This window comes from Streptomyces sp. NPDC012835 (assembly GCF_042900885.1).
GTDB lineage: Bacteria > Actinomycetota > Actinomycetes > Streptomycetales > Streptomycetaceae > Streptomyces.
The window spans coordinates 173,786-193,125 of the sequence record NZ_JBIBBW010000002.1 but is presented as its reverse complement, the minus strand read 5'-3'; the positions used below and the strand labels follow the sequence as shown (position 1 = coordinate 193,125).

The following is a 19,340-nucleotide window of genomic DNA, read 5'->3' as shown; positions in this document are numbered from 1 at the left end:
GCTTCCCGCAACCGGGCGACGCCCAGGTGGCGAAGTGGTGAAAGCCGGTCACGGACCGGTGTGCCGGGGCCAGGAGTTGACATAGGGTCGCTTGAGTCCTCGCGCGGGGAGCGCGGACAGCCACCACGGGGAGGGGCCAGTCCATGGCAGCGCTATTCGGCAGTCGGCTGCGCAAGGGAGCGACGACCACCGCCGTGGCGGCGGCCGCGATCGCGGCGCTCTCCGCCTCGCAGGCACCGGGTGCCATCCGGACGGATACCGGGGGCGGTACCTCGGCGGCCGAGGTGACGCCGCCGCCGGGCACGCCGGTGTCGGGCAACTCCTCGTACTACACGGAGCTTCCGCCGCTGACGACGCCCGACAGGCCGGGCACCTCGATAGACCTGCCGGGCGGGGGCACCGGGGCGACCGCGGCGGAGGCGGGTATACCGGCCACGGTGCTCTCCGCGTACCAGCGTGCCGAGACGACCATCGCGGAGGCCAAGCCCGGCTGCAATCTGCCGTGGCAGTTGCTCGCCGCGATCGGCAAGGTCGAGTCGGGCCACGCGCGCGGCGGTCAGGTGAACGACGACGGCACGACGCTCTCGCCGATCCTCGGCCCGGTCCTGAACGGGGTCGGTTTCGCCAACATCAGCGACACCGACAACGGCGAGTTCGACGGCGACGCGACGCACGACCGCGCCGTCGGCCCGATGCAGTTTATCCCGTCGACGTGGAAGACCTGGGGCCAGGACGGCAACGGCGACGGCCGCAGCGACCCCAACAACATCTTCGACGCCGCGCTGGCCGCCGCGTACTACCTGTGCGCGGGAGAGCGCGATCTCTCGGTCGAGGAGGACCTCCACAAGGCGATCCTCGGCTACAACCACTCGCGTGAGTACCTGAACACGGTCCTGACCTGGTTCCAGTACTACAAGAACGGGTCGCACGAGATCCCGGACAGCACCGCGACGCTGCCCGTGTCCACCGGACCGTCCTCGCCGTCGACCCCGACGCCCAGCCCCACCGTCCCCAGCACCCCCGGCACCCCGGGCACCGCGAAGCCGAGCGGCTCCCCGAGCACGAGCCCGAGCCCCACCCCCAGCCCTTCGACCCCCAAGCCCGGGGGCGGCTCCGGCACTCCGAAGCCGACCGAGCCCGGCGGCGGTACGACCACGCCCACCCCGAGTGATCCCGGCACCCCCACCACCCCGGCCCCCAAGCCGGTCGCCGCGCGGATCGAGAAGACCGTCACAGCGCCGCTGACCGCCGTCGCGGGCGGCCGGTTCGCCCAGCAGGCGGCCGTCCGCGCCGTGGACAAGGCCGGCAAGCCCGTGGCCAGGACGATCGTGCGGTTCGAGATCGTCGGCGACACCGACGCCCGGTTCGTGACGGGCCTGACCACCTCGGTCGACGTCACGGGCACGGAGGGCACGGCGACCGCGCCGGCCGTCCAGGCGGGCGAGCGGACGGGCGACTTCACGATCCGCGCGACCGCCGTCGTGCCGGGCGTCGCCCCCGTCGGCTACACCGCCACCGTCACGGCCCGTCAGGCGGACGCACTCGCCAGGACCACGACGCAGGAGCTGGTCGCGGCGCCCGGCGCCGAGTTCACCGACGCCGTCGAGGTCAGGGCCACCTACCGGGGAGCCGCCGCCGGCCGGGTGGCGGTGAGCGCGGCCGTGATCACATCCGCGACCGACGCCACGGCCCCCGAGGCCGGGCCCTACTTCAAGGACGCGAACGGCGACGCGCTGCGGACCCTCACGGATCTGAGGACGGATGCCGACGGTGCCCTCCGGCTCCCGAAGCTCCACGCGGGCGAAGCGGCGGGCACCTATCTGCTCCGCCTCGAAACCGAGGGCGGCGCCACGCTCACCATCGAGCTGAAGGTCGCCTGACCCGCACGCCGCACCGGCCCTGTGCCGCCCCCGACCGACCGGCCGGGGGCGGCACACGGCGGGCCCCTCTCCGTCACCGCCGGCTGTTCACACGGCGCGTCGCCACCGCCGTCGACGGGTCCTCCGGCCACGGATGGCGCGGGTAGCGTCCCCGCAGCTCGGCCCGTACGGCCCGGTAGCCCTCCCGCCAGAACGACGCCAGGTCCGCCGTCACCGCCGCCGGGCGCCCGGCCGGGGACAGCAGATGCACCAGTACGGGAACGCCCGCCCGGCCCGCCACCCTCGGCGTCTCCCGCAGCCCGAACAACTCCTGGAGCTTCACCGCCAGTACGGGCTGCGGCCCGCCGTACTCCACCCGTACCCGTGAGCCGCTGGGCACTTCGATACGTTCCGGAGCCAGCTCGTCCAGCCGCCCGGCCTCGCCGGTCGACCAGGGCAGCAGCCGCGCCAGCGCCTGCCCCGCGTCCAGCCGGGCCAGATCCGCGCGGCGCCGGGCCCGCGACAGCTCGGGCTCCAGCCACGCGTCGGCGCGCTCGACCAGCGCCTCGTCCGAGACATCCGGCCAGCCGCCGCCCAACTCCCGGTGCAGAAAGCCCAGGCGCTCGCGCAGCGCACGCGCCTCGCGCGTCCAGCGCAGCAGCTCGGGCCCCTCGCTCCGCAACCCCTCCAGCAGCGCCGCCCGCACCAGCGCGGGAGCCGGGGATGTCAGGGCGCGCGCGGAGAGCCCGATCGCGCCGAGCCGCTCCACCCGCCGGGCCAGCACATCGCCGTTCTCCCAGCGGACCTCCTCACCCGCCGCCCGCAGCCGCCCGGCGGCGGCCAGCGCCGTGTCCTCGTCGACGACGGCGGCCAGCCGGACCCGCGCCGAAGGGGAACCGGCGGGCCGGTCGGCGACGGCGACGGCCAGCCACGGCGCGTCGCGCAGCGCGGACCCGTCGGACAGTTCGCCGCCCGTGCCCGACGCCATCAGATACGCGCCCGCGCCCCGCGCCCGCGCCACCCGCTCGGGAAACGCGAGCGCGGCGATCAGCCCGGCAGCGGAATCGTCGGTCGCGCCGCCGCCGTTCCCGCCCCTTCCGCTCCCGGTTCCCGCCGTCCCGGCGGCCTGTGTGAGCCGCCGCACCTCCTGACGCCAGCGCGCCGCGTACGCGTCCCCGCCCCGGCGGGCCGTACGCCAGGCCGCCGCGAGATCGTCCCCGTACGAGCGGGGCGGTTCCTCGCTCAGCAGCGCCACCACCTCGGCCGCCCGCCGCGCCCCCACCTCGGGGGCGCCGTCCAGCAGGGCGCGGGCGAGCCGGGGATGCAGGCCGACACGGGCCATCCGGACGCCGCGCTCCGTCACCCGCCCGTCCTCGCCGACCGCGCCCGTCGCGGTCAGCACGGAGCGGGCGGCCGCCAGCGCGCCGGGCGGCGGCGGATCCAGCAGGGCGAGCCCCTCGGCCGAGGGATCGCCCCAGCACGCGGCCTGGAGCGCGAACGCCGCCAGATCCGCGACCTTGATCTCGGGGGACGGGAAGCGCGTCAGCCGGCCGTCCTCCGCCTGCGACCAGCAGCGGTAGACCGTCCCCGGCGCCTCGCGCCCCGCGCGCCCTGCCCGCTGCCGGGCGCCCGCCTGGGACACCCGTACCGTCGTCAGGGCGCTCAGGCCCCGCGCGTGATCCGTACGGGGTTCGCGCGCGAGCCCCGCGTCCACGACCACCCGCACCCCCGGCACCGTCAGACTCGACTCGGCCACCGCCGTGGCCAGCACGACCCGGCGGCCCTCCGACGCCCCCGCGAGCACCGCGTCCTGCGCCGCCGCCGGGGCCCGCCCGTGCACCTGGAGCACCTCGGCGCCGAGACCGCCCAGCTGCCCGGCCACCCGGCCGATCTCCCCGACCCCAGGCAGGAAACAGAGCACATCGCCCTCCCGCTCGGCCAGCGCCCGGCGCACGACCGACGCCACATGCGTCAGCAGCGCCGGATCGACCCGCATGCCGTGCGGCGGCCGTACGGGGGCGGTCGGCGGCGCCCACACGGTCTCCACCGGATGGGAGACCCCGTGCGCCGCCACCACCGGCGCGTCGTCCAGCAGCCGCGCCCAGCCCTCGGCGTCGGTGGTCGCGGACGCGGCGATCAGCCGCAGCTCGGGCCGCAGCGCCGTCCGCACGTCCAGGAGGAAGGCCGCGACGGTATCGGCGTCGAGATGCCGTTCGTGGCACTCGTCGAGGATGACCACATCGACGCCCGCCAGTTCCTGGTCGCGCTGGAGCCGCTGGAGCAGCACCCCGGTGGTCACCACCTCCACCACCGTCGCGCGCCCCACCACGCGCTCCCCGCGCACGGTGAAGCCGACGCGCTCCCCGACGCGCTCGCCGAGCAGCCAGGCCATCCGGCGGGCCGCCGCGCGCGCCGCGATCCGCCGGGGCTCGGCGACGATCACCCGCCGCACCGGACCGCCGTCCAGCAGCCCGGCCAGGGCCAGCGGTACGAGCGTCGTCTTGCCCGTGCCGGGCGGCGCGCACAGCACCGCGCAGCCGTGCCGGTCGAGGGCCCGCTCCAGCGCGGGCAGGGCGGTGCGCACGGGAAGGCTGCCGAGGATGTCGTCGCGGATCACCCGTTCAGTGTCCACCGCCGACCGGTGACGGCCGGGTGGCGTTCCGGCGGCGGGCACGCGGGCGCTCGTGTGCACACCGCCGACGGGCGGGATCTGTCCCGTACCCGGATGGTGATCAGTCCCGTACGCAGACGAAGATCGCCGTGCCCGGGAGCAGGGTGCCGCGCAGCGGGGACCAGCCGCCCCACTCCTGGGTGTTCCAGGCCGGCCACTCGGGCTCCACCAGGTCGACCAGCCGGAATCCGCCCGCCACCAGGTCCCGCACCCGGTCGCCGAGCGTCCTGTGGTGCTCGACGTAAACGGCCCGCCCCCGCTCGTCCTGCTCGACGTAGGGGGTGCGGTCGAAGTAGGAGGCCGCCGCCGTCAGCCCCTCGGGCCCCGGCTCGTCGGGGAACGCCCAGCGGACCGGATGCGTCACGGAGAACACCCAGCGGCCGCCGGGCCGCAGCACCCGGCGCACCTCGCGGAACACCTGGACCGGATCGGCGACGAAGGGGATGGCGCCGTAGGCGGAGCAGGCCAGGTCGAAGGAGCCGTCCCCGAAGGGCAGCGCGCCCGCGTCCGCCTGGATCAGCGGGAACGTCAGCGAGCGCCCCTCGCCGATGCGCAGCGCGTGCTGGAGCTGCCGGTGGGAGAGGTCGAGCGCCACCGGGCGCGCGCCCTGCGCGGCCAGCCAGCGCGAGCACTGCGCGGCGCCCGCCCCGATCTCCAGGACGTCGAGGCCGTTCAGCGACTCCTGGGGGCCGAGGAGCCCGGCCTCCACCTCGTCGAGCCCTTCCGGGCACCAGACGAAGCGGTCGTCGCCGAGGAAGGTGCCGTGCTCGATCTGGTAGTCGTCGGCGTTGCGGTCCCACCAGCCCCGGTTGGCCCGGCTGCTCTCCGTACCGTCGGAGTCACGTCGGGTCGCCTCGGGCTCGGCCTGGGGTTCTTGCTCTTGGATCATCGTGTCCGTCGTCTTATTCTTTGGGGATTCGGGGTGCCGCCGCGGGGGCCGTTGGCCTCAGCGAACGCTGGTTGTGCCGGGAATGAGAGGTTCGGCCCCGGGTGTGCGCCTTCGCGCATTGACCGTGCCCGGCTGCCCCCGTATGCTAAAGGTTGCGCTGCGGGCTTGCGCGCCTCAGACGTAGCAGCCGCGCTCGCATCTGTGTATCCCTCGGTTGTCGAGGCGCTTTTCCCCTTTTCCGGGGTGGCGCTTCCTTGGCTGTCCGGCTTCTACAGGTGGCGATACGGGCTCCCGGCGTAGCAGTACCTACGACTCACTGTCCGCACCGGAGCCCTTTCCCACATGACGAGCAGCACCGAGACCACCGCCACCACTCCGCAGGTTGCGGTCAACGACATCGGTAACGAGGAAGCCTTCCTCGCCGCGATCGACGAGACCATCAAGTACTTCAACGACGGCGACATCGTGGATGGCGTCATCGTGAAGGTCGACCGGGACGAGGTCCTGCTCGACATCGGTTACAAGACCGAGGGTGTCATCCCGTCCCGCGAGCTTTCGATCAAGCACGACGTCGACCCCAATGAGGTCGTCAAGGTCGGCGACGAGATCGAAGCCCTTGTTCTCCAGAAGGAGGACAAGGAAGGCCGCCTGATCCTCTCGAAGAAGCGCGCCCAGTACGAGCGCGCCTGGGGCACGATCGAGAAGATCAAGGAAGAGGACGGCATCGTCACCGGTACCGTCATCGAGGTGGTCAAGGGTGGTCTCATCCTCGACATCGGCCTCCGTGGCTTCCTGCCGGCTTCCCTCGTCGAGATGCGCCGCGTCCGCGACCTCCAGCCCTACGTGGGCAAGGAGCTCGAAGCCAAGATCATCGAGCTGGACAAGAACCGCAACAACGTGGTCCTGTCCCGCCGTGCCTGGCTGGAGCAGACCCAGAGCGAGGTCCGTCAGACCTTCCTCACGACCCTGCAGAAGGGCCAGGTCCGCTCCGGCGTCGTCTCCTCGATCGTCAACTTCGGTGCGTTCGTGGACCTCGGCGGCGTCGACGGTCTCGTGCACGTCTCCGAGCTGTCCTGGAAGCACATCGACCACCCCTCCGAGGTTGTCGAGGTCGGCCAGGAAGTCACCGTCGAGGTTCTCGACGTCGACATGGACCGCGAGCGTGTCTCCCTGTCGCTCAAGGCGACGCAGGAAGACCCGTGGCAGCAGTTCGCCCGGACGCACCAGATCGGTCAGGTCGTCCCGGGTAAGGTCACCAAGCTCGTTCCCTTCGGTGCGTTCGTGCGCGTCGACGAGGGCATCGAGGGTCTGGTCCACATCTCCGAGCTGGCCGAGCGCCACGTGGAGATCCCGGAGCAGGTCGTCCAGGTCAACGACGAGATCTTCGTCAAGGTCATCGACATCGACCTGGAGCGCCGCCGCATCAGCCTCTCGCTGAAGCAGGCCAACGAGTCCTTCGGCAACGACCCGGCCTCGGTCGAGTTCGACCCGACGCTCTACGGCATGGCCGCGTCCTACGACGACCAGGGCAACTACATCTACCCCGAGGGCTTCGACCCCGAGACCAACGACTGGCTCGAGGGCTTCGAGACCCAGCGCGAGGCGTGGGAGGGCCAGTACGCCGAGGCGCAGTCGCGCTTCGAGCAGCACCAGGCCCAGGTCATCAAGTCCCGCGAGGCCGACGAGGCCGCCGCCGCCGAGGGTGCTGCCGCGCCCGCCGCCGGTGGCAGTGCTCCCGCCGCCTCCGGTGGTGGCTCGTACTCCTCGGAGTCCGACGACAACTCCGGCGCCCTGGCGTCGGACGAGGCGCTCGCCGCCCTGCGCGAGAAGCTGGCCGGCGGCCAGAGCTGACGCTCAGGTCCTTCGGACCCGTAGTGCTCCGGTAGGCAGCAGCTGACCGCACGTAAGGCCCGTTCCCTTCGGGGGGCGGGCCTTACGTGTGTGCGGCGGGTGTGCGGGCAGAGGGCGCCGAAGGATTCTGACGGGCCGTCAGGTGTCGCGGAGGCGCCTCGGCTCCGCGGAACGGAGCACTCCGCGGGCGGGTGAGGGTTGGCATCGTGGGACGTGGGGAATGCCCGCGCTCTGTGGGGCGTTCTCCGGTACGAACACGAGGAGGAGCGGTAATCGTGCTTGATCCGCAGGGTTTGTACGAATGGGAGCCCAAGGGCCTCGCCGTCGTCGACATGGCACTGGCGCAGGAGTCGGCGGGCCTGGTCATGCTGTACCACTTCGACGGCTACATCGACGCGGGGGAGACCGGCGACCAGATCGTCGAGAACCTGCTGGACTCGCTGCCCCACCAGGTGGTGGCCCGTTTCGACCACGACAGGCTGGTCGACTACCGCGCGCGCCGTCCGCTGCTCACGTTCCGGCGGGACCGCTGGTCCGACTACGAGACGCCGACGCTCGACGTCCGCCTCGTGCAGGACGCCACCGGAGCGCCGTTCCTGCTGCTGTCGGGTCCGGAGCCCGATGTGGAGTGGGAGCGTTTCGCGCTGGCCGTACGGCAGATCGTGGAGCGGCTCGGGGTGCGTCTGTCCGTCAACTTCCACGGCATCCCCATGGGCGTGCCGCACACCAGGCCCGTCGGCCTCACTCCGCACGGCAACCGTACGGACCTGATGCCGGGGCACCGCAGCCCCTTCGACGAGGCGCAGGTGCCCGGCAGCGCCGAGTCGCTCGTCGAATACCGGCTGATGGAGTCGGACCACGACGTGCTCGGCGTCGCCGCGCACGTTCCGCACTATGTCGCCAGGTCGTCCTACCCGGACGCGGCGCTCACCGCCCTGGAGGCGATCACGGCCGCGACGGGCCTGGTGCTGCCGAGCGTCGCGCACTCCCTCCGTACGGAGGCGCAGCGCACCCAGACCGAGATCGAGCGGCAGTTGGGCGAGGGCGACGAGGAACTGGTCACGATGGTGCAGGGACTTGAGCACCAGTACGACGCCGTCGCGGGCTCCGAGACCCGTGGCAACCTGGTCGCGGAGCCGACGGAGCTGCCGTCGGCGGACGAGATCGGCCGTGAATTCGAGAAGTTCCTCGCCGAGCGGGAGGGCGACGGGGGCGCGTGAGCGGCCCGTCACCGGCCGTGGCCGGGCCGCGTCGGCGGGGGGTCAGGGCCCTCGCGAGCGGGCAGGGGTCAAGCGGCCCCGGTGAGATGCGACGGCTCGGCGGGAGGCGACGGCCGGTGGGTGCCGACGGCTCGGCGGGATGCGACGGCCGGTGGGTGCCGACGGCCGGTGGGTCCTTACGGTCCGGCCGGATTCAGCTGCCCGGCGGGACCCGGGCGCGAGGCTCTAGGCTGATCCCATGCTGAGGCTGGGACTTACGGGCGGTATCGGTGCGGGCAAGAGCGAGGTCTCCCGGCTGCTGACCGGCTATGGAGCGGTACTGATCGACTCCGACCGGATCGCGCGGGAGGTCGTGGCGCCCGGGACACCCGGACTGGCCGCCGTGGCCGCCGAGTTCGGCCCGGAGGTGGTGACCGACGCCGGTGCGCTGGACCGTCCGAAACTGGGCGGGATCGTCTTCGCCGACCACGAACGGCTGCGCGCGCTGAACGCGATCGTGCACCCGCTGGTCCGCGCCCGCTCCGCCGAACTGGAGGCGGCGGCGGGCCCAGACTCCATCGTGGTGCACGACGTGCCGCTGCTCGTGGAGAACGGGATGGCGGCCCTGTACGACCTGGTGGTCGTCGTGGACGCGTCGCCGGAGACGCAGCTCGACCGGCTGGTACGGCTACGGGGCATGACGGAGTCCGACGCGCGGGACCGGATGGCCGCCCAGGCCACCCGGGAGGAGCGCCGGAGCGTCGCGGACATCGTCATCGACAACGACGGACCGCTGGCCGGACTGGAGCCGCGGGTCCGCGAGATCTGGCGGGAGCTGACCGCGCGAGTGGCCGCCCGCTCCCGCACCGGCCGGGCGGCCGAGGAATAGCTTGCCCGGTTCCGGCGTTGAACGCGCGCAGCTAGGGAAGGATGCGACCGTGCCCGAGAGTCCGGAAACCCACGTCATCGACTACCGAGCGGCCGAACAGCTGCTGGCGGCGCGGGATCCGCGCGGGGCCGTGAAGCTGCTGGACTCGGTCATCGCGGCCCACCCGGAGAACACGGCGGCCAGGCTGCTGCGCGCCCGCGCGTTCTTCGCCGCCGCGCAGCTGCGCCCCGCCGAGCTGGAATTCGAGCTGGTCCTGGAGCGGGAGCCGGACAACGCGTTCGCGCACTTCGCCCTCGCCCGTACGTACGAGCGCTCGGGCCGCCCCGAGCAGGCCAAGCGGCACTTCCGCCTGGCGGCGGCGCTGGACCCCAAGCCGGAGTACCTGAAGGCGGCCCGGTTCGACGCCGGCACGGGCGACGGCGGCAACTGACCGTACGCGGCGACGGCGGTAGCTGACCGTACGCGGGGGCCGTGAGGACCGACCGTACGCGGGGCCCGCATCGGGCGGGCCGGGGTGTGGGCCCGGGTCCGGCTCCGGCTCGGCCCAGGGTTTCCCGCCGAGGGGGTTTCCCCGCTGTCAGGTGTGCCTCCTGCGGCCCACGCCGACGCCCGTGCGATTGCGCCGCTGGCGGACCAGATCGCGTTCCCGCTCGCGGTCCTCCTCCAGGGGCACGGCAGGGCCGTGACCCGGCGGACGCGGGCCTATGCCCCGGTCCGGCTGGAAGCGCGGGCCCTGGCGCATCCGCCGCAGGATCACGAACAGGTCCGTCACGACGATCAGCAGGAGCACCGCGCAGGCCAGCGCCCACCAGGGCCGCCCGGCCAACGCGAACGCCACGGTGCCCACGCCGGTGCAGATCAGGCCCCACACGCTCAGCCAGAACCGCATGCGCAGCGCGCTGCGCGCCGTGACGGGTTCACTTCCGGTACGCGTAGGCATGACATCCCACCTCCCGTCCGTTAGGTACCTGCCCGTTATGTACCCGCGCTCACGGCTTCGAATGCCTGTTCAGTCGGGATTGCGGGGACATACCGATGGCGAGTTTTCGCCATGCGGGCGAGTGTCGCGAGGGCCGCGCGCCACGGTGTACGGGTGGGGAGGAGTGCGAGGCCGGATGGGTCAGTGCACCACGCGGTAGCTCCGCCAGGGGCCGGAGCCGGGGGCGATCACGTCGGAGGTCGCGGTGGCGATATAGATCGTGTTCCCGCCGGTGCAGTCGGCCGTCGGATACATCACGAGGTCGAGCAGGGTGCGGTTCGTGACCGCCACGGCCCCGGCCGGTGCGAGCCGGTGGCAGCCCCTGACCGGCGGGCTGTCCACCTGGACCATGCGTTTCTGCCCGGTCTCGTACGCGAGGGTCCCCAGGGCGCTCCGGCCGAGGCCGGAGCAGCCGGTGACGGCGGTGAGGGCGAGGCACGCTGCCCCGGCGGTGAGGCCGAGGCGCCGGTGCTGGGTCACGGACATGGGCGGTCCTCGTCTGTGCGGGAGAGGCGTACGCGGTGACTGGGCGGGGCCGGTCCGTGGCGCGGAGTCCGGCGCTGGAGGTCACACTGCCCGATTCCCGATGTGGCGGCACCCGGGGCAGGGCCGGCCGGGCGAGTGGGCCCCGGCGGGAACCCGGTGAGAGCCCGGTGGGGACGGCGCCCCGGCGGGAACCCTGCGGGAGCCCGGTGGGGACCGCGCCCCCAGGGGTGCTGCCGCTTCTTGTCCGGCACGTCTCGACCGGTGGGTCATACAGGGCATACCGTGGTTAATAGCACCATCGGTCCGGCGTCTGGGGGCCCATCATGGTCGAGGTACTGGTCATCGCGGTCATAGCCGTGGTCGGCGTGTGCGCCCTGTACGCGATGTCGGCCGCCCGGGTCGTCAAACAGTACGAGCGGGGTGTGGTCTTCCGCCTCGGCCGGCTGCGTGAGGGCGTCCGGGGACCCGGATTCACGACGGTCGTCCCGTTCGTGGACAAGCTGAGCAAGGTCAATATGCAGATCGTGACGATGCCGGTCCCCGCACAGGACGGCATCACACGCGACAACGTCACCGTGCGCGTCGACGCGGTGATCTACTTCAAGGTCGTGGACGCGGCCGACGCCGTGATCCGGGTGGAGGACTACCGCTTCGCGGTGTCGCAGATGGCCCAGACGTCCCTGCGGTCGATCATCGGCAAGAGCGATCTCGACGACCTGCTGTCGAACCGGGAGAAGCTGAACCAGGGCCTGGAGCTGATGATCGACAGTCCGGCGATCGGCTGGGGCGTGCAGATCGACCGCGTCGAGATCAAGGACGTGTCGCTGCCCGAGACGATGAAGCGGTCGATGGCGCGACAGGCGGAGGCGGACCGTGAGCGCCGGGCTCGTGTGATCAACGCGGACGCGGAGCTTCAGGCGTCGAAGAAGCTTGCCGAAGCGGCCGAACAGATGGCCGGACAGCCGGCCGCCCTCCAGTTGCGGCTGTTGCAGACCGTGGTGGCGGTCGCCGCCGAGAAGAACTCCACGCTGGTCCTGCCGTTCCCCGTCGAGCTGCTCCGCTTCCTGGAGCGCGCCACGCCGGCCGAGGCCGCCCAGGCTGTGCAGGCCGTCTCGGGAGCCGTGCGGACGGCCGCTCCCGCTGCCGGGCAGGCCGGGGTGACGGAGGTGACCGGGCCGGGGGCCGAGCCCGCCACCGGGCCCGAGTCGCCGACCGGGGAGGCTCCACCCGCACCGCCGACACCGCCCGCGCCGGTGGCACCGGCAGCCACCGCCCCCGAGCCGCCGCCGACCGAGCCGGGCGGAGCCTCCCCGGTCGGGGACTCTCCGGCCCCGGACGACGGAACCGCCACGACCGGGCCGGAGCCGACGCCGCCCCGCAGCTGAAGCAACCGCCCCGCAGCTGAAGCAACCGGCCCGCAGCTGAAGCCACCGGCCCGCCGCCCGAGCAGCGCCCGGCTCCCCGATGTCCGCCGGGGAGGCCGGGCGTTGCTCGGGCGCCGCGCTGCCCCGCCGAACCGTTCGGGACCGACTGTCAGACCCCCCGCCTAGACTCGCAGAGGTGATCGGAACCCGGGATGGCCCGGGGTCCGACGGGCCTTGGTGGGAGGGAGTCGACGGCCATGAAACAACTCGCGTACAGCCCCGCGCGACGGCCCGCGCTCGCCTCGGCGTCCGCGCCGCTGCCCACGCTCTCGCACGACGCACCTGGTGCCGTGCCGGTGCCGGCGGGCTCTGCCGCCGTCTTCCTGCCGGCCGGACTGCCGCGCGAGGGGCGCGTCGCCTTCTGGTCCCCGCACGCCCTTGGGCACACCGGGGACGCGCCGAGGCCCGTCAGCCCTCGGGACCCGGCGGGGCCGGGCGCGGGAGAGCTGACGGTGGTCCGGGACGAGGGGGAGGGGGCGCGGGCGCTCACGGTCCCCGCCGTACTGCTCCCCGTCGCGGAGGCGCTCCCGCTGCTGCTCCGCGCCCGGCAGGACAGCTCCGCCCATCCCGCCACCTCTTGCTGGGGCGCCGCCGCGCTGCACGCGCTGCACCTCGTCGCGCGCGGCAGACTGCTGCCCGGTCTGACCGCGTCCGATCAGGACGCCTGGCGGGCGGGTCCGCTCGACGCCGACGACATCGCGCAACTGCGGGCCATCGCCGCCGCCATGCCACCGGAGGCGCACGCCGTACCGCTCACCCCGGACGCCCCGCTCCGGTTGCCCGACCCGGAAGCGCTGGTGCGGGCGTTCCTGGACGCCGTGGCGGACTCCCTGCCGCGTACCCCGGCCGCCGCCCACGCGGCGGGCGCTCCGTTCGCCGCGTGGGCCGGACAGCGTCTGCCGGGGGCCAGGGCCTGGGCCGCTGAGGCGGCGGCCGGGATGGACGCGGGGGTGCGGGTCTCGCTGCGGCTCGACCTCTCGGCGTACGAGCTGTTCGACCACGCGCAAGCCCCGGCCGCCCCGGAGGCCGGGGCCCACCGGGAAGGGACGGACGGGGAGGAGTGGGGTGGCGCGGAGGAGGGCCGGGCGAGCGGCTTCGTTCGACGTTCCGCCGGGGACGCCGACCCGGACGACGCCGCGCGCGGGGCCGGAGCCGCCCTGGTGCAGATCCACAGCCTGGCCGATCCGACCCTGGTCATCGACGCGGCCTCCCTCTGGGCGGGAGAGAGCGCCGACAGCTTCGGACCGCGTGCCCGGATCGACGCGATGCTCGCGCTGCGCCGGGCCGCCCGCGTCTGGTCCCCGCTCGCCCGGCTGCTGGAGCGCGACATCCCCGACGCGCTGCCGCTCTCCGAGGACGAGCTGTACGAGCTGCTCGGTCCCGGCGCCGCCCGCCTCGCTTCGGCAGGAGTCGCCGTGCACTGGCCCAGGGAGCTGGCCCGTACGCTCACCGCCGCCGCGGTCGTCCGGCCCGCGCCGGGGTCCGCGACGGACGGCACGCCGTTCTTCGACAGCGAGGAGCTGCTCAAGTTCAACTGGCAGCTGGCGCTCGACGGCGACCCCCTCACCGAGGGCGAGATGGACGCGCTCGCCGAGTCGCACCGCCCGATCGTCCGACTGCGCGATCAGTGGGTGGTCGTCGATCCCGCCCTCGTCCGCAAGGCGCGCAAGCGGGAGCTGGGACTGCTGGAGCCGGTCGACGCCCTGGCCGCCGCGCTCACCGGCACCGCCGAGGTGGACGGCGAGACGGTCGAGGCCGTGCCGGCGGGAGCGCTCGCGGCGCTGCGCGACCGCCTCGTCGCCGGCCCCGCCGCCGTCCCCCAGCCACCCGCGCTCGCCGCCACGCTCCGCGACTACCAGCTGCGCGGGCTGGCCTGGCTGGATCTGATGACCTCTCTCGGCCTCGGCGGCTGCCTCGCGGACGACATGGGCCTCGGCAAGACCGTCACGGTCATCGCCCTGCATCTGCACCGCGCCCGTCCCGCGCCGACACTGGTCGTCTGCCCGGCGTCCCTCCTCGGCAACTGGCAGCGGGAGGTCACCCGCTTCGCGCCCGGAGTGCCCGTGCACCGCTACCACGGCGCCGGACGCACCCTCGACGGCGTCTCGGAGGGCTTCGTCCTCACCACGTACGGCACGATGCGCTCCAGCGCCGACGCGCTCGCCGCCCACCCCTGGGGGATGGTCGTCGCCGATGAGGCCCAGCACGTCAAGAACCCCTTCTCGTCCACCGCCAAGGCGCTGCGCACCATCCCCGCGCCCGCCAGGATCGCGCTGACCGGCACCCCCGTCGAGAACAACCTCTCCGAGCTGTGGGCCCTGCTCGACTGGACCACACCGGGACTGCTCGGCCCGCTCAAGGCGTTCCGGTCACGCCACGCCCGCATCGTGGAGAACGTCGAGAACGCCAGGAGCGCCGACGTCAAGGACGCGGAGAACGAGGAGGCGGTGGAGCGGCTGGCCCGGCTGGTCAGGCCGTTCCTGCTGCGCAGGAGGAAATCCGACCCCGGCATCGTGCCCGAGCTGCCCCCGAAGACCGAGAGCGATCACCCCGTCGCCCTCACCCGGGAACAGGCGTCGCTGTACGAGGCGGTCGTCCGCGAGACGATGGCCGCCATCGAGGCCGCCGAGGGCATCGCGCGCCGGGGGCTCGTCATGAAACTCCTCACCTCCCTCAAACAGATCTGCAACCACCCCGCGCAGTATCTGAAGGAGGACGCGGCCCGCCTCACCGGCCGCTCGGGCAAGCTCGCCCTGCTGGACGAACTGCTCGACACGATCCTCGCCGAGGACGGCTCGGTGCTGGTCTTCACCCAGTACGTGTCGATGGCGCGGCTGCTCTCCGCCCACCTCGCGGCCCGCGCGATCCCGTCCCAACTGCTCCACGGAGGCACGCCCGTCCTGGAGCGCGAGCGAATGGTGGACCGCTTCCAGTCGGGCGAGACCCCGGTCTTCGTCCTCTCGCTGAAGGCGGCGGGCACCGGTCTCAACCTGACCAGGGCAGGCCATGTCGTCCACTTCGACCGCTGGTGGAACCCGGCCGTGGAGGAACAGGCCACCGACCGCGCCTACCGCATCGGCCAGACCCAGCCCGTGCAGGTCCACCGGCTGATCGCGGAGGGCACCGTCGAGGACCGGATCGCCGAGATGCTCGCCTCCAAACGGGCGCTGGCCGACGCCGTCCTCGGCTCGGGCGAGGCCGCGCTGACCGAGCTGACCGACCGTGAACTGGGCGACCTCGTCTCCCTGCGGAGGCCCTGATGACCACCCGGCGCACGCCCCGGCACGACGACCGGCGCCGTACCTTCCCCGCCCTGCCCCCGAGACCCGGCGCGCAGGACGACTTCGCCGCCACCTGGTGGGGCAACTCCTGGGTGGAGTCCATGGAGGACAGCGCACTCGACCCGGCCAGACTTCAGCGCGGGCGCCGTTACGCGGACGGCGGCCATGTCGACGCGATCACCGTCACCCCCGGCCGGGTCATGGCGTACGTGCACGGTTCCAGGCCCCGCCCCTACCGGACGGAGATCCGGCTGCGCACCCTCGGCGAGGCCGACTGGGAGGACCTTCTCGACGCGGCGGCGGCCCGCCCCGATCACATCGCCGCCCTGCTCGACAAGGCCATGCCGCACACCCTCGCGGCGTCGGCCGACCTTCTGCCCGGCCTCGGCGACCTGACGCCGGACTGCTCCTGCCCCGACGACGGCTACCCCTGCAAGCACGCCGCCGCGCTCTGCTACCAGACGGCCCGGCTCCTGGACGAGGATCCGTTCGTCCTCTTCCTGATGCGCGGCCGGGGCGAACACGAGATCCTCGCCGACCTGACCCGCCGCAACGCCACCCGCTCCGCCACCGAACGGACCGCGACCCCGCCGCCGATGCCCACCGTCGCCGCCGACGAGGCCCTCGCCCCGCGCACCCGCCCGGCGCTCCCGCCGCCGTTCCCCGCCCCCGCGCTGCCCGGCAGGCCGCCCGCCTACCCGCAGGTCACCGGCGCGCCCGATCCGCTCGCCCTCGACCTGCTCGCCACCGAGGCCGCGGCCCGCGCCCACACCTTCCTCACCACCGGGCTCGACCCCGTCGGCGCGCTCACCCCCTGGCAGGACGCGGTGCGTCTGGCCGCCGCCCACCCCGGCTCGGGGCTGGCCGCCTCCACCCGTGCCCTCTACCGCGATCTGGCGGCGGCCCTCGACCGCACCCCCACCGACCTGGCCCGCGCCGTCGCGGCCTGGCGCCAGGGCGGCCCGGCCGGACTCGCCGTACTGGAAGAGGCGTGGGACCCGCCGGCCGGGCCGTTCGACCGGGCCCGTCCCGCACTCGTCGCGGCGGACTTCCCGCACTTCCGCCCCTGGCGCAACCGCCTCTCCACCCCGGCCCTCCAGCTCAGGTTCGGCCGCGACGCCCTCTGGTACGGATACGAGTCGGACCGCGACCGGGAGGACTGGTGGCCGCGCGGCACCCCCGACACCGACCCGGTGGGCGCACTCACGGCCCTGCTCGGGAGGTGACCGGTAGGCTCGGATGTCCGTACTGATCGACGGTCGAAGGGGGCGCGGTGGAAGCCGAGTTGGTGGCGCTGGCGACGGCGGTCGTGACGGCGCTGTTCCAGGAGGTCGCGACGGACGGCTGGGCGCGCGCCCGCGACCGGATGGCGCGCTTCTTCGGCTCACGGCGCTCCGCCGCTCCGGACGCGGTGGGCTCCGACCTGGAGTCGGCGCGCGCCGCGCTGGCCGCCGCCCACCGGGACAACGACGAGGAGACCGCCCGCCGCCTGCACGAGGAGTGGCGCGACCGGCTGCACCGCACCCTGCGGGCCGACCCGGAAGCGGCAGCCGAGCTGCGGCAGCTGCTGGGCGAACTCGCCCCCGGTGCAACGGTGTTCAACGGCGATGTCGGCGCCGGCTCCGCCGTGCAGGCGGGCGAGATCGGCACCCTCACCCAGCATCTCCACTTCCACGGTCCCGCCGTCGGCCAGGGCCCCGCCGCCGGCCACCGGCTCGACGCGACGGTGGCCGTGCTGCCGGCAGCGGCCGTCCACCAGCTTCCGCTGGAGGAGGAGCCGTTCGAGAACAGGGACGAGCAGCGCGCCCGGGTGCTGCGGGCCCTCGACGAGCGCCGTGAATCCCCGCTCGTACGCCCCCTGGTGGTCGTGATCAGCGGAGTGGGCGGCATCGGCAAGACCGCGCTGGCCGTCCGGCTCGCCCACGAACTCGCCCCCCGCTTCACCGAGGGCAGCGCCTACCTCGATCTGGACGAGTGGCGCACCGCCGGCTCCATCGACGTCGAAGCGGTCATCCGGCACCGGCTGCGCCGCCTCGGAGTCGCGGAGAGCTGGCTGCCGGGTGAGTACCGCGCGCTGGTGGAGCTGTACCGGGAGAAGACCCGCGGCGCGCGCACGGCGCTGGTCGTGGACAACGCCTGGTCCGCCGACGAGATCACCACCCTGCTGCCGCACTCCGCCGACGCGCTGGTCCTCGTCACCGGGCAGCGCAGACTGCCCGCGCTGGAGGCGCGCGGCGCGATCGGACTCGCGCTGGGGCCGCTGTCCCACGCGCACGCCTCCGATGTGCTCCGCAAGATCGTCACCGCCGTACGGCCCGACGAGTCCCCCCGGACGACGGACGCGCTCGCCCGCCTCTGCGACGGCTTCCCCGCCGCCCTGCGCGCGGTGGGCACCCTGCTCCACGAGCACCCCACCAGACGTATGGAGCGGCTCGTCGCCGATCTCACGTCCCAACTCCAGGAGAGGGGACTGCCCGTGGTGGAAGCGGTCTGGAACACGACGTACGACGAGCTGCCGGCGCCCGCCGCGCTGCTCTACCGGCTGCTGCCCCAGCACCCCGGTTACGACATCACGACCGAGGCCGCCGCCGCCCTCCTCGGCACGGGCTTCGACGACGCGGAGGACGCGCTCGGCGGGCTGGTGCGGGCCGGGCTGCTGGAGATGTCCCCCTCCGTGTCTCCCGCGCGCGGCGGCGGACGGTTCCGCCTGCACGGGCTGCTGCGGGCCCACGCCACCCGCTGCGCGGACCGGCACGGCGACCCCGCCGAGACCGAGGAGGGACTGCGCCGGCTCCTGCTCTGGTACCGCCGGCAGGCGGAGCGGGCCGACCGTGCCATAGCGGCGAAGCGGATGCGGCAGGCCGAGCCCGTCCCGGAGCTCGCGTACGCGCCCGACCTGCCGTTCGCGGACGAGCCGGCCGCCCGGCGCTGGCTGGATGCCGAACGCGGGGCGCTGTACGGATGGGTCGGGATCGCGGCCGGCCTCGGCGAGGACACCCACGCCTGGTCGCTGTGCGAGCCGCTGTGGAAGCACTACGAGGACCACGGCAATCACGACGACGCGATCCGCGCCTTCACGCTGGGCCGCGACGCCGCCCAGCGCTGTGAGCGCCCCGACGCGCTGATCCGGCTGCGCTGCCAGCTGGCCCAGGCGCTCTGGCTCGGCGGCAGGGTCGGCGAGGCGGGCACGGAGACGGAGCAGGCCGTGCGGTCGGCCGACGCGGTCGTCCCCGGAACCAAACTGCACGCCTCGGCGCTGGAGTTCCGGGGCAAGTTCCTCGCGTGGCGCGGCGAGCCCGACCGGGCCGCAGCCTGCTTCCGGCAGTCCCGCGACATCCATCGCGCGCTCCCGGTGCCGAACGAATACGGCGTCCTCCTCCAGAGCTTCCTGCTCGGCAGGACCCTGCGCGCCGCGGGCCGGCTGCCCGAGGCCGAGGCCGAGACGGACACCGCGCTGCGGCTGGCGCGCGAGCTGCGCCATGACCGTATGACCGCGCGGTCCGAGGCCGAACTGGGCCGTATCCAGCGCGGTCTGGGCCGTCCCGACCGGGCGGTGGCCGCTCTGGAGAGGGCGCTGGAGCTGGAGCGGCGGCGCGGCTCCACATACGACGAGGCAGCGCTCGGTGAGGAACTCGCCGAGCTGGCGGAGGAGAGCGGCGACCGGCGGGCGGCGCAGGCGTACCGCGCCCGCGCGCACGAGCTGCGGGTACGGGCGGGGGCGGCGCCGGAGAACCCCTGAGCGCGCCGGTCGCGGGCGTACCCGTCGCGAGTGGCCCGCCTGTCGTGAGCGGTCCGCCCGCATCGGATCCGAT

Annotated in this window: 13 protein-coding genes; 9 read left to right on the top strand and 4 right to left on the bottom strand. The window is 73.8% G+C overall.

Features of this window, described 5'->3' with window-relative positions; all coding sequences use genetic code 11:
- Nucleotides 1-143: 143 nt before the first annotated feature.
- A complete protein-coding gene (locus ACFY6S_RS08360) occupies nt 144-1,880 on the top strand; it encodes a lytic transglycosylase domain-containing protein (RefSeq protein ID WP_388820353.1) in 1,737 nt (578 codons plus the stop codon).
- Nucleotides 1,881-1,953: 73 nt separating this feature from the next.
- Here the strand turns inward: ACFY6S_RS08360 and hrpB are convergent, their stop codons facing one another.
- Nucleotides 1,954-4,476, bottom strand: coding sequence for an ATP-dependent helicase HrpB (hrpB, locus tag ACFY6S_RS08355; RefSeq protein WP_388820350.1), 2,523 nt, complete (start codon nt 4,474-4,476; stop codon nt 1,954-1,956).
- A 115-nt stretch (nt 4,477-4,591) separates the two neighbouring features.
- A complete protein-coding gene (locus ACFY6S_RS08350; RefSeq protein ID WP_388820347.1) occupies nt 4,592-5,419 on the bottom strand; it encodes a class I SAM-dependent methyltransferase in 828 nt (275 codons plus the stop codon).
- Nucleotides 5,420-5,761: 342 nt separating this feature from the next.
- Between ACFY6S_RS08350 and rpsA the strand changes: the two genes are divergently transcribed.
- The 4 genes from rpsA to ACFY6S_RS08330 all read left to right on the top strand — a co-directional run bounded on the left by rpsA (nt 5,762) and on the right by ACFY6S_RS08330 (nt 9,788).
- Complete coding sequence (gene rpsA / locus ACFY6S_RS08345; RefSeq protein WP_114658664.1) at nt 5,762-7,270, top strand: 30S ribosomal protein S1; 1,509 nt, start codon at nt 5,762-5,764, stop codon at nt 7,268-7,270.
- A gap of 275 nt (nt 7,271-7,545) precedes the next feature.
- Nucleotides 7,546-8,490: a PAC2 family protein gene (locus ACFY6S_RS08340; RefSeq protein WP_388820343.1), complete on the top strand. Its 945-nt coding sequence runs from the start codon at nt 7,546-7,548 to the stop codon at nt 8,488-8,490.
- 238 nt (nt 8,491-8,728) lie between these two features.
- Nucleotides 8,729-9,358 carry a dephospho-CoA kinase gene (gene coaE / locus ACFY6S_RS08335; RefSeq protein WP_388820341.1) on the top strand — a complete coding sequence of 210 codons (630 nt, stop codon included), beginning with the start codon at nt 8,729-8,731 and terminating at the stop codon, nt 9,356-9,358.
- A gap of 49 nt (nt 9,359-9,407) precedes the next feature.
- Nucleotides 9,408-9,788, top strand: coding sequence for a tetratricopeptide repeat protein (locus ACFY6S_RS08330; RefSeq protein ID WP_388820338.1), 381 nt, complete (start codon nt 9,408-9,410; stop codon nt 9,786-9,788).
- Nucleotides 9,789-9,935: 147 nt separating this feature from the next.
- Here ACFY6S_RS08330 and ACFY6S_RS08325 read toward each other — a convergent pair whose 3' ends face one another.
- Together ACFY6S_RS08325 and ACFY6S_RS08320 are read right to left on the bottom strand one after the other, a co-directional pair.
- Nucleotides 9,936-10,298 (bottom strand): DUF6343 family protein, encoded by a 363-nt coding sequence (locus ACFY6S_RS08325; protein WP_388820335.1) that lies wholly within the window; start codon nt 10,296-10,298, stop codon nt 9,936-9,938.
- A gap of 180 nt (nt 10,299-10,478) precedes the next feature.
- Nucleotides 10,479-10,823, bottom strand: coding sequence for a hypothetical protein (locus tag ACFY6S_RS08320; RefSeq protein WP_388820332.1), 345 nt, complete (start codon nt 10,821-10,823; stop codon nt 10,479-10,481).
- A 323-nt stretch (nt 10,824-11,146) separates the two neighbouring features.
- Between ACFY6S_RS08320 and ACFY6S_RS08315 the strand changes: the two genes are divergently transcribed.
- The 4 genes from ACFY6S_RS08315 to ACFY6S_RS08300 all read left to right on the top strand — a co-directional run bounded on the left by ACFY6S_RS08315 (nt 11,147) and on the right by ACFY6S_RS08300 (nt 19,267).
- Nucleotides 11,147-12,208 carry a slipin family protein gene (locus tag ACFY6S_RS08315; protein ID WP_388820329.1) on the top strand — a complete coding sequence of 354 codons (1,062 nt, stop codon included), beginning with the start codon at nt 11,147-11,149 and terminating at the stop codon, nt 12,206-12,208.
- Nucleotides 12,209-12,444: 236 nt separating this feature from the next.
- On the top strand, nt 12,445-15,507 hold the full coding sequence (locus ACFY6S_RS08310) for an SNF2-related protein (protein WP_388820325.1): 3,063 nt from the start codon (nt 12,445-12,447) through the stop codon (nt 15,505-15,507).
- On the top strand, nt 15,507-16,754 hold the full coding sequence (locus ACFY6S_RS08305) for an SWIM zinc finger family protein (protein ID WP_388820322.1): 1,248 nt from the start codon (nt 15,507-15,509) through the stop codon (nt 16,752-16,754). Before ACFY6S_RS08310 ends, ACFY6S_RS08305 begins: the two co-directional genes overlap by 1 nt.
- A gap of 47 nt (nt 16,755-16,801) precedes the next feature.
- Nucleotides 16,802-19,267 (top strand): tetratricopeptide repeat protein, encoded by a 2,466-nt coding sequence (locus ACFY6S_RS08300; RefSeq protein WP_388820320.1) that lies wholly within the window; start codon nt 16,802-16,804, stop codon nt 19,265-19,267.
- Nucleotides 19,268-19,340: the final 73 nt, after the last annotated feature.

Bases quoted from the DNA above. Each gene is read 5' to 3' on its own strand.
- ACFY6S_RS08360 (WP_388820353.1), top strand. From the start codon at position 144: ATGGCAGCGCTATTCGGCAGTCGGCTGCGCAAGGGAGCGACGACCACC.
- ACFY6S_RS08350 (WP_388820347.1), bottom strand. From the start codon at position 5,419: ATGATCCAAGAGCAAGAACCCCAGGCCGAGCCCGAGGCGACCCGACGT.
- rpsA (WP_114658664.1), top strand. From the start codon at position 5,762: ATGACGAGCAGCACCGAGACCACCGCCACCACTCCGCAGGTTGCGGTC.
- coaE (WP_388820341.1), top strand. From the start codon at position 8,729: ATGCTGAGGCTGGGACTTACGGGCGGTATCGGTGCGGGCAAGAGCGAG.
- ACFY6S_RS08325 (WP_388820335.1), bottom strand. From the start codon at position 10,298: ATGCCTACGCGTACCGGAAGTGAACCCGTCACGGCGCGCAGCGCGCTG.
- ACFY6S_RS08320 (WP_388820332.1), bottom strand. From the start codon at position 10,823: ATGTCCGTGACCCAGCACCGGCGCCTCGGCCTCACCGCCGGGGCAGCG.
- ACFY6S_RS08315 (WP_388820329.1), top strand. From the start codon at position 11,147: ATGGTCGAGGTACTGGTCATCGCGGTCATAGCCGTGGTCGGCGTGTGC.
- ACFY6S_RS08310 (WP_388820325.1), top strand. From the start codon at position 12,445: ATGAAACAACTCGCGTACAGCCCCGCGCGACGGCCCGCGCTCGCCTCG.
- ACFY6S_RS08305 (WP_388820322.1), top strand. From the start codon at position 15,507: ATGACCACCCGGCGCACGCCCCGGCACGACGACCGGCGCCGTACCTTC.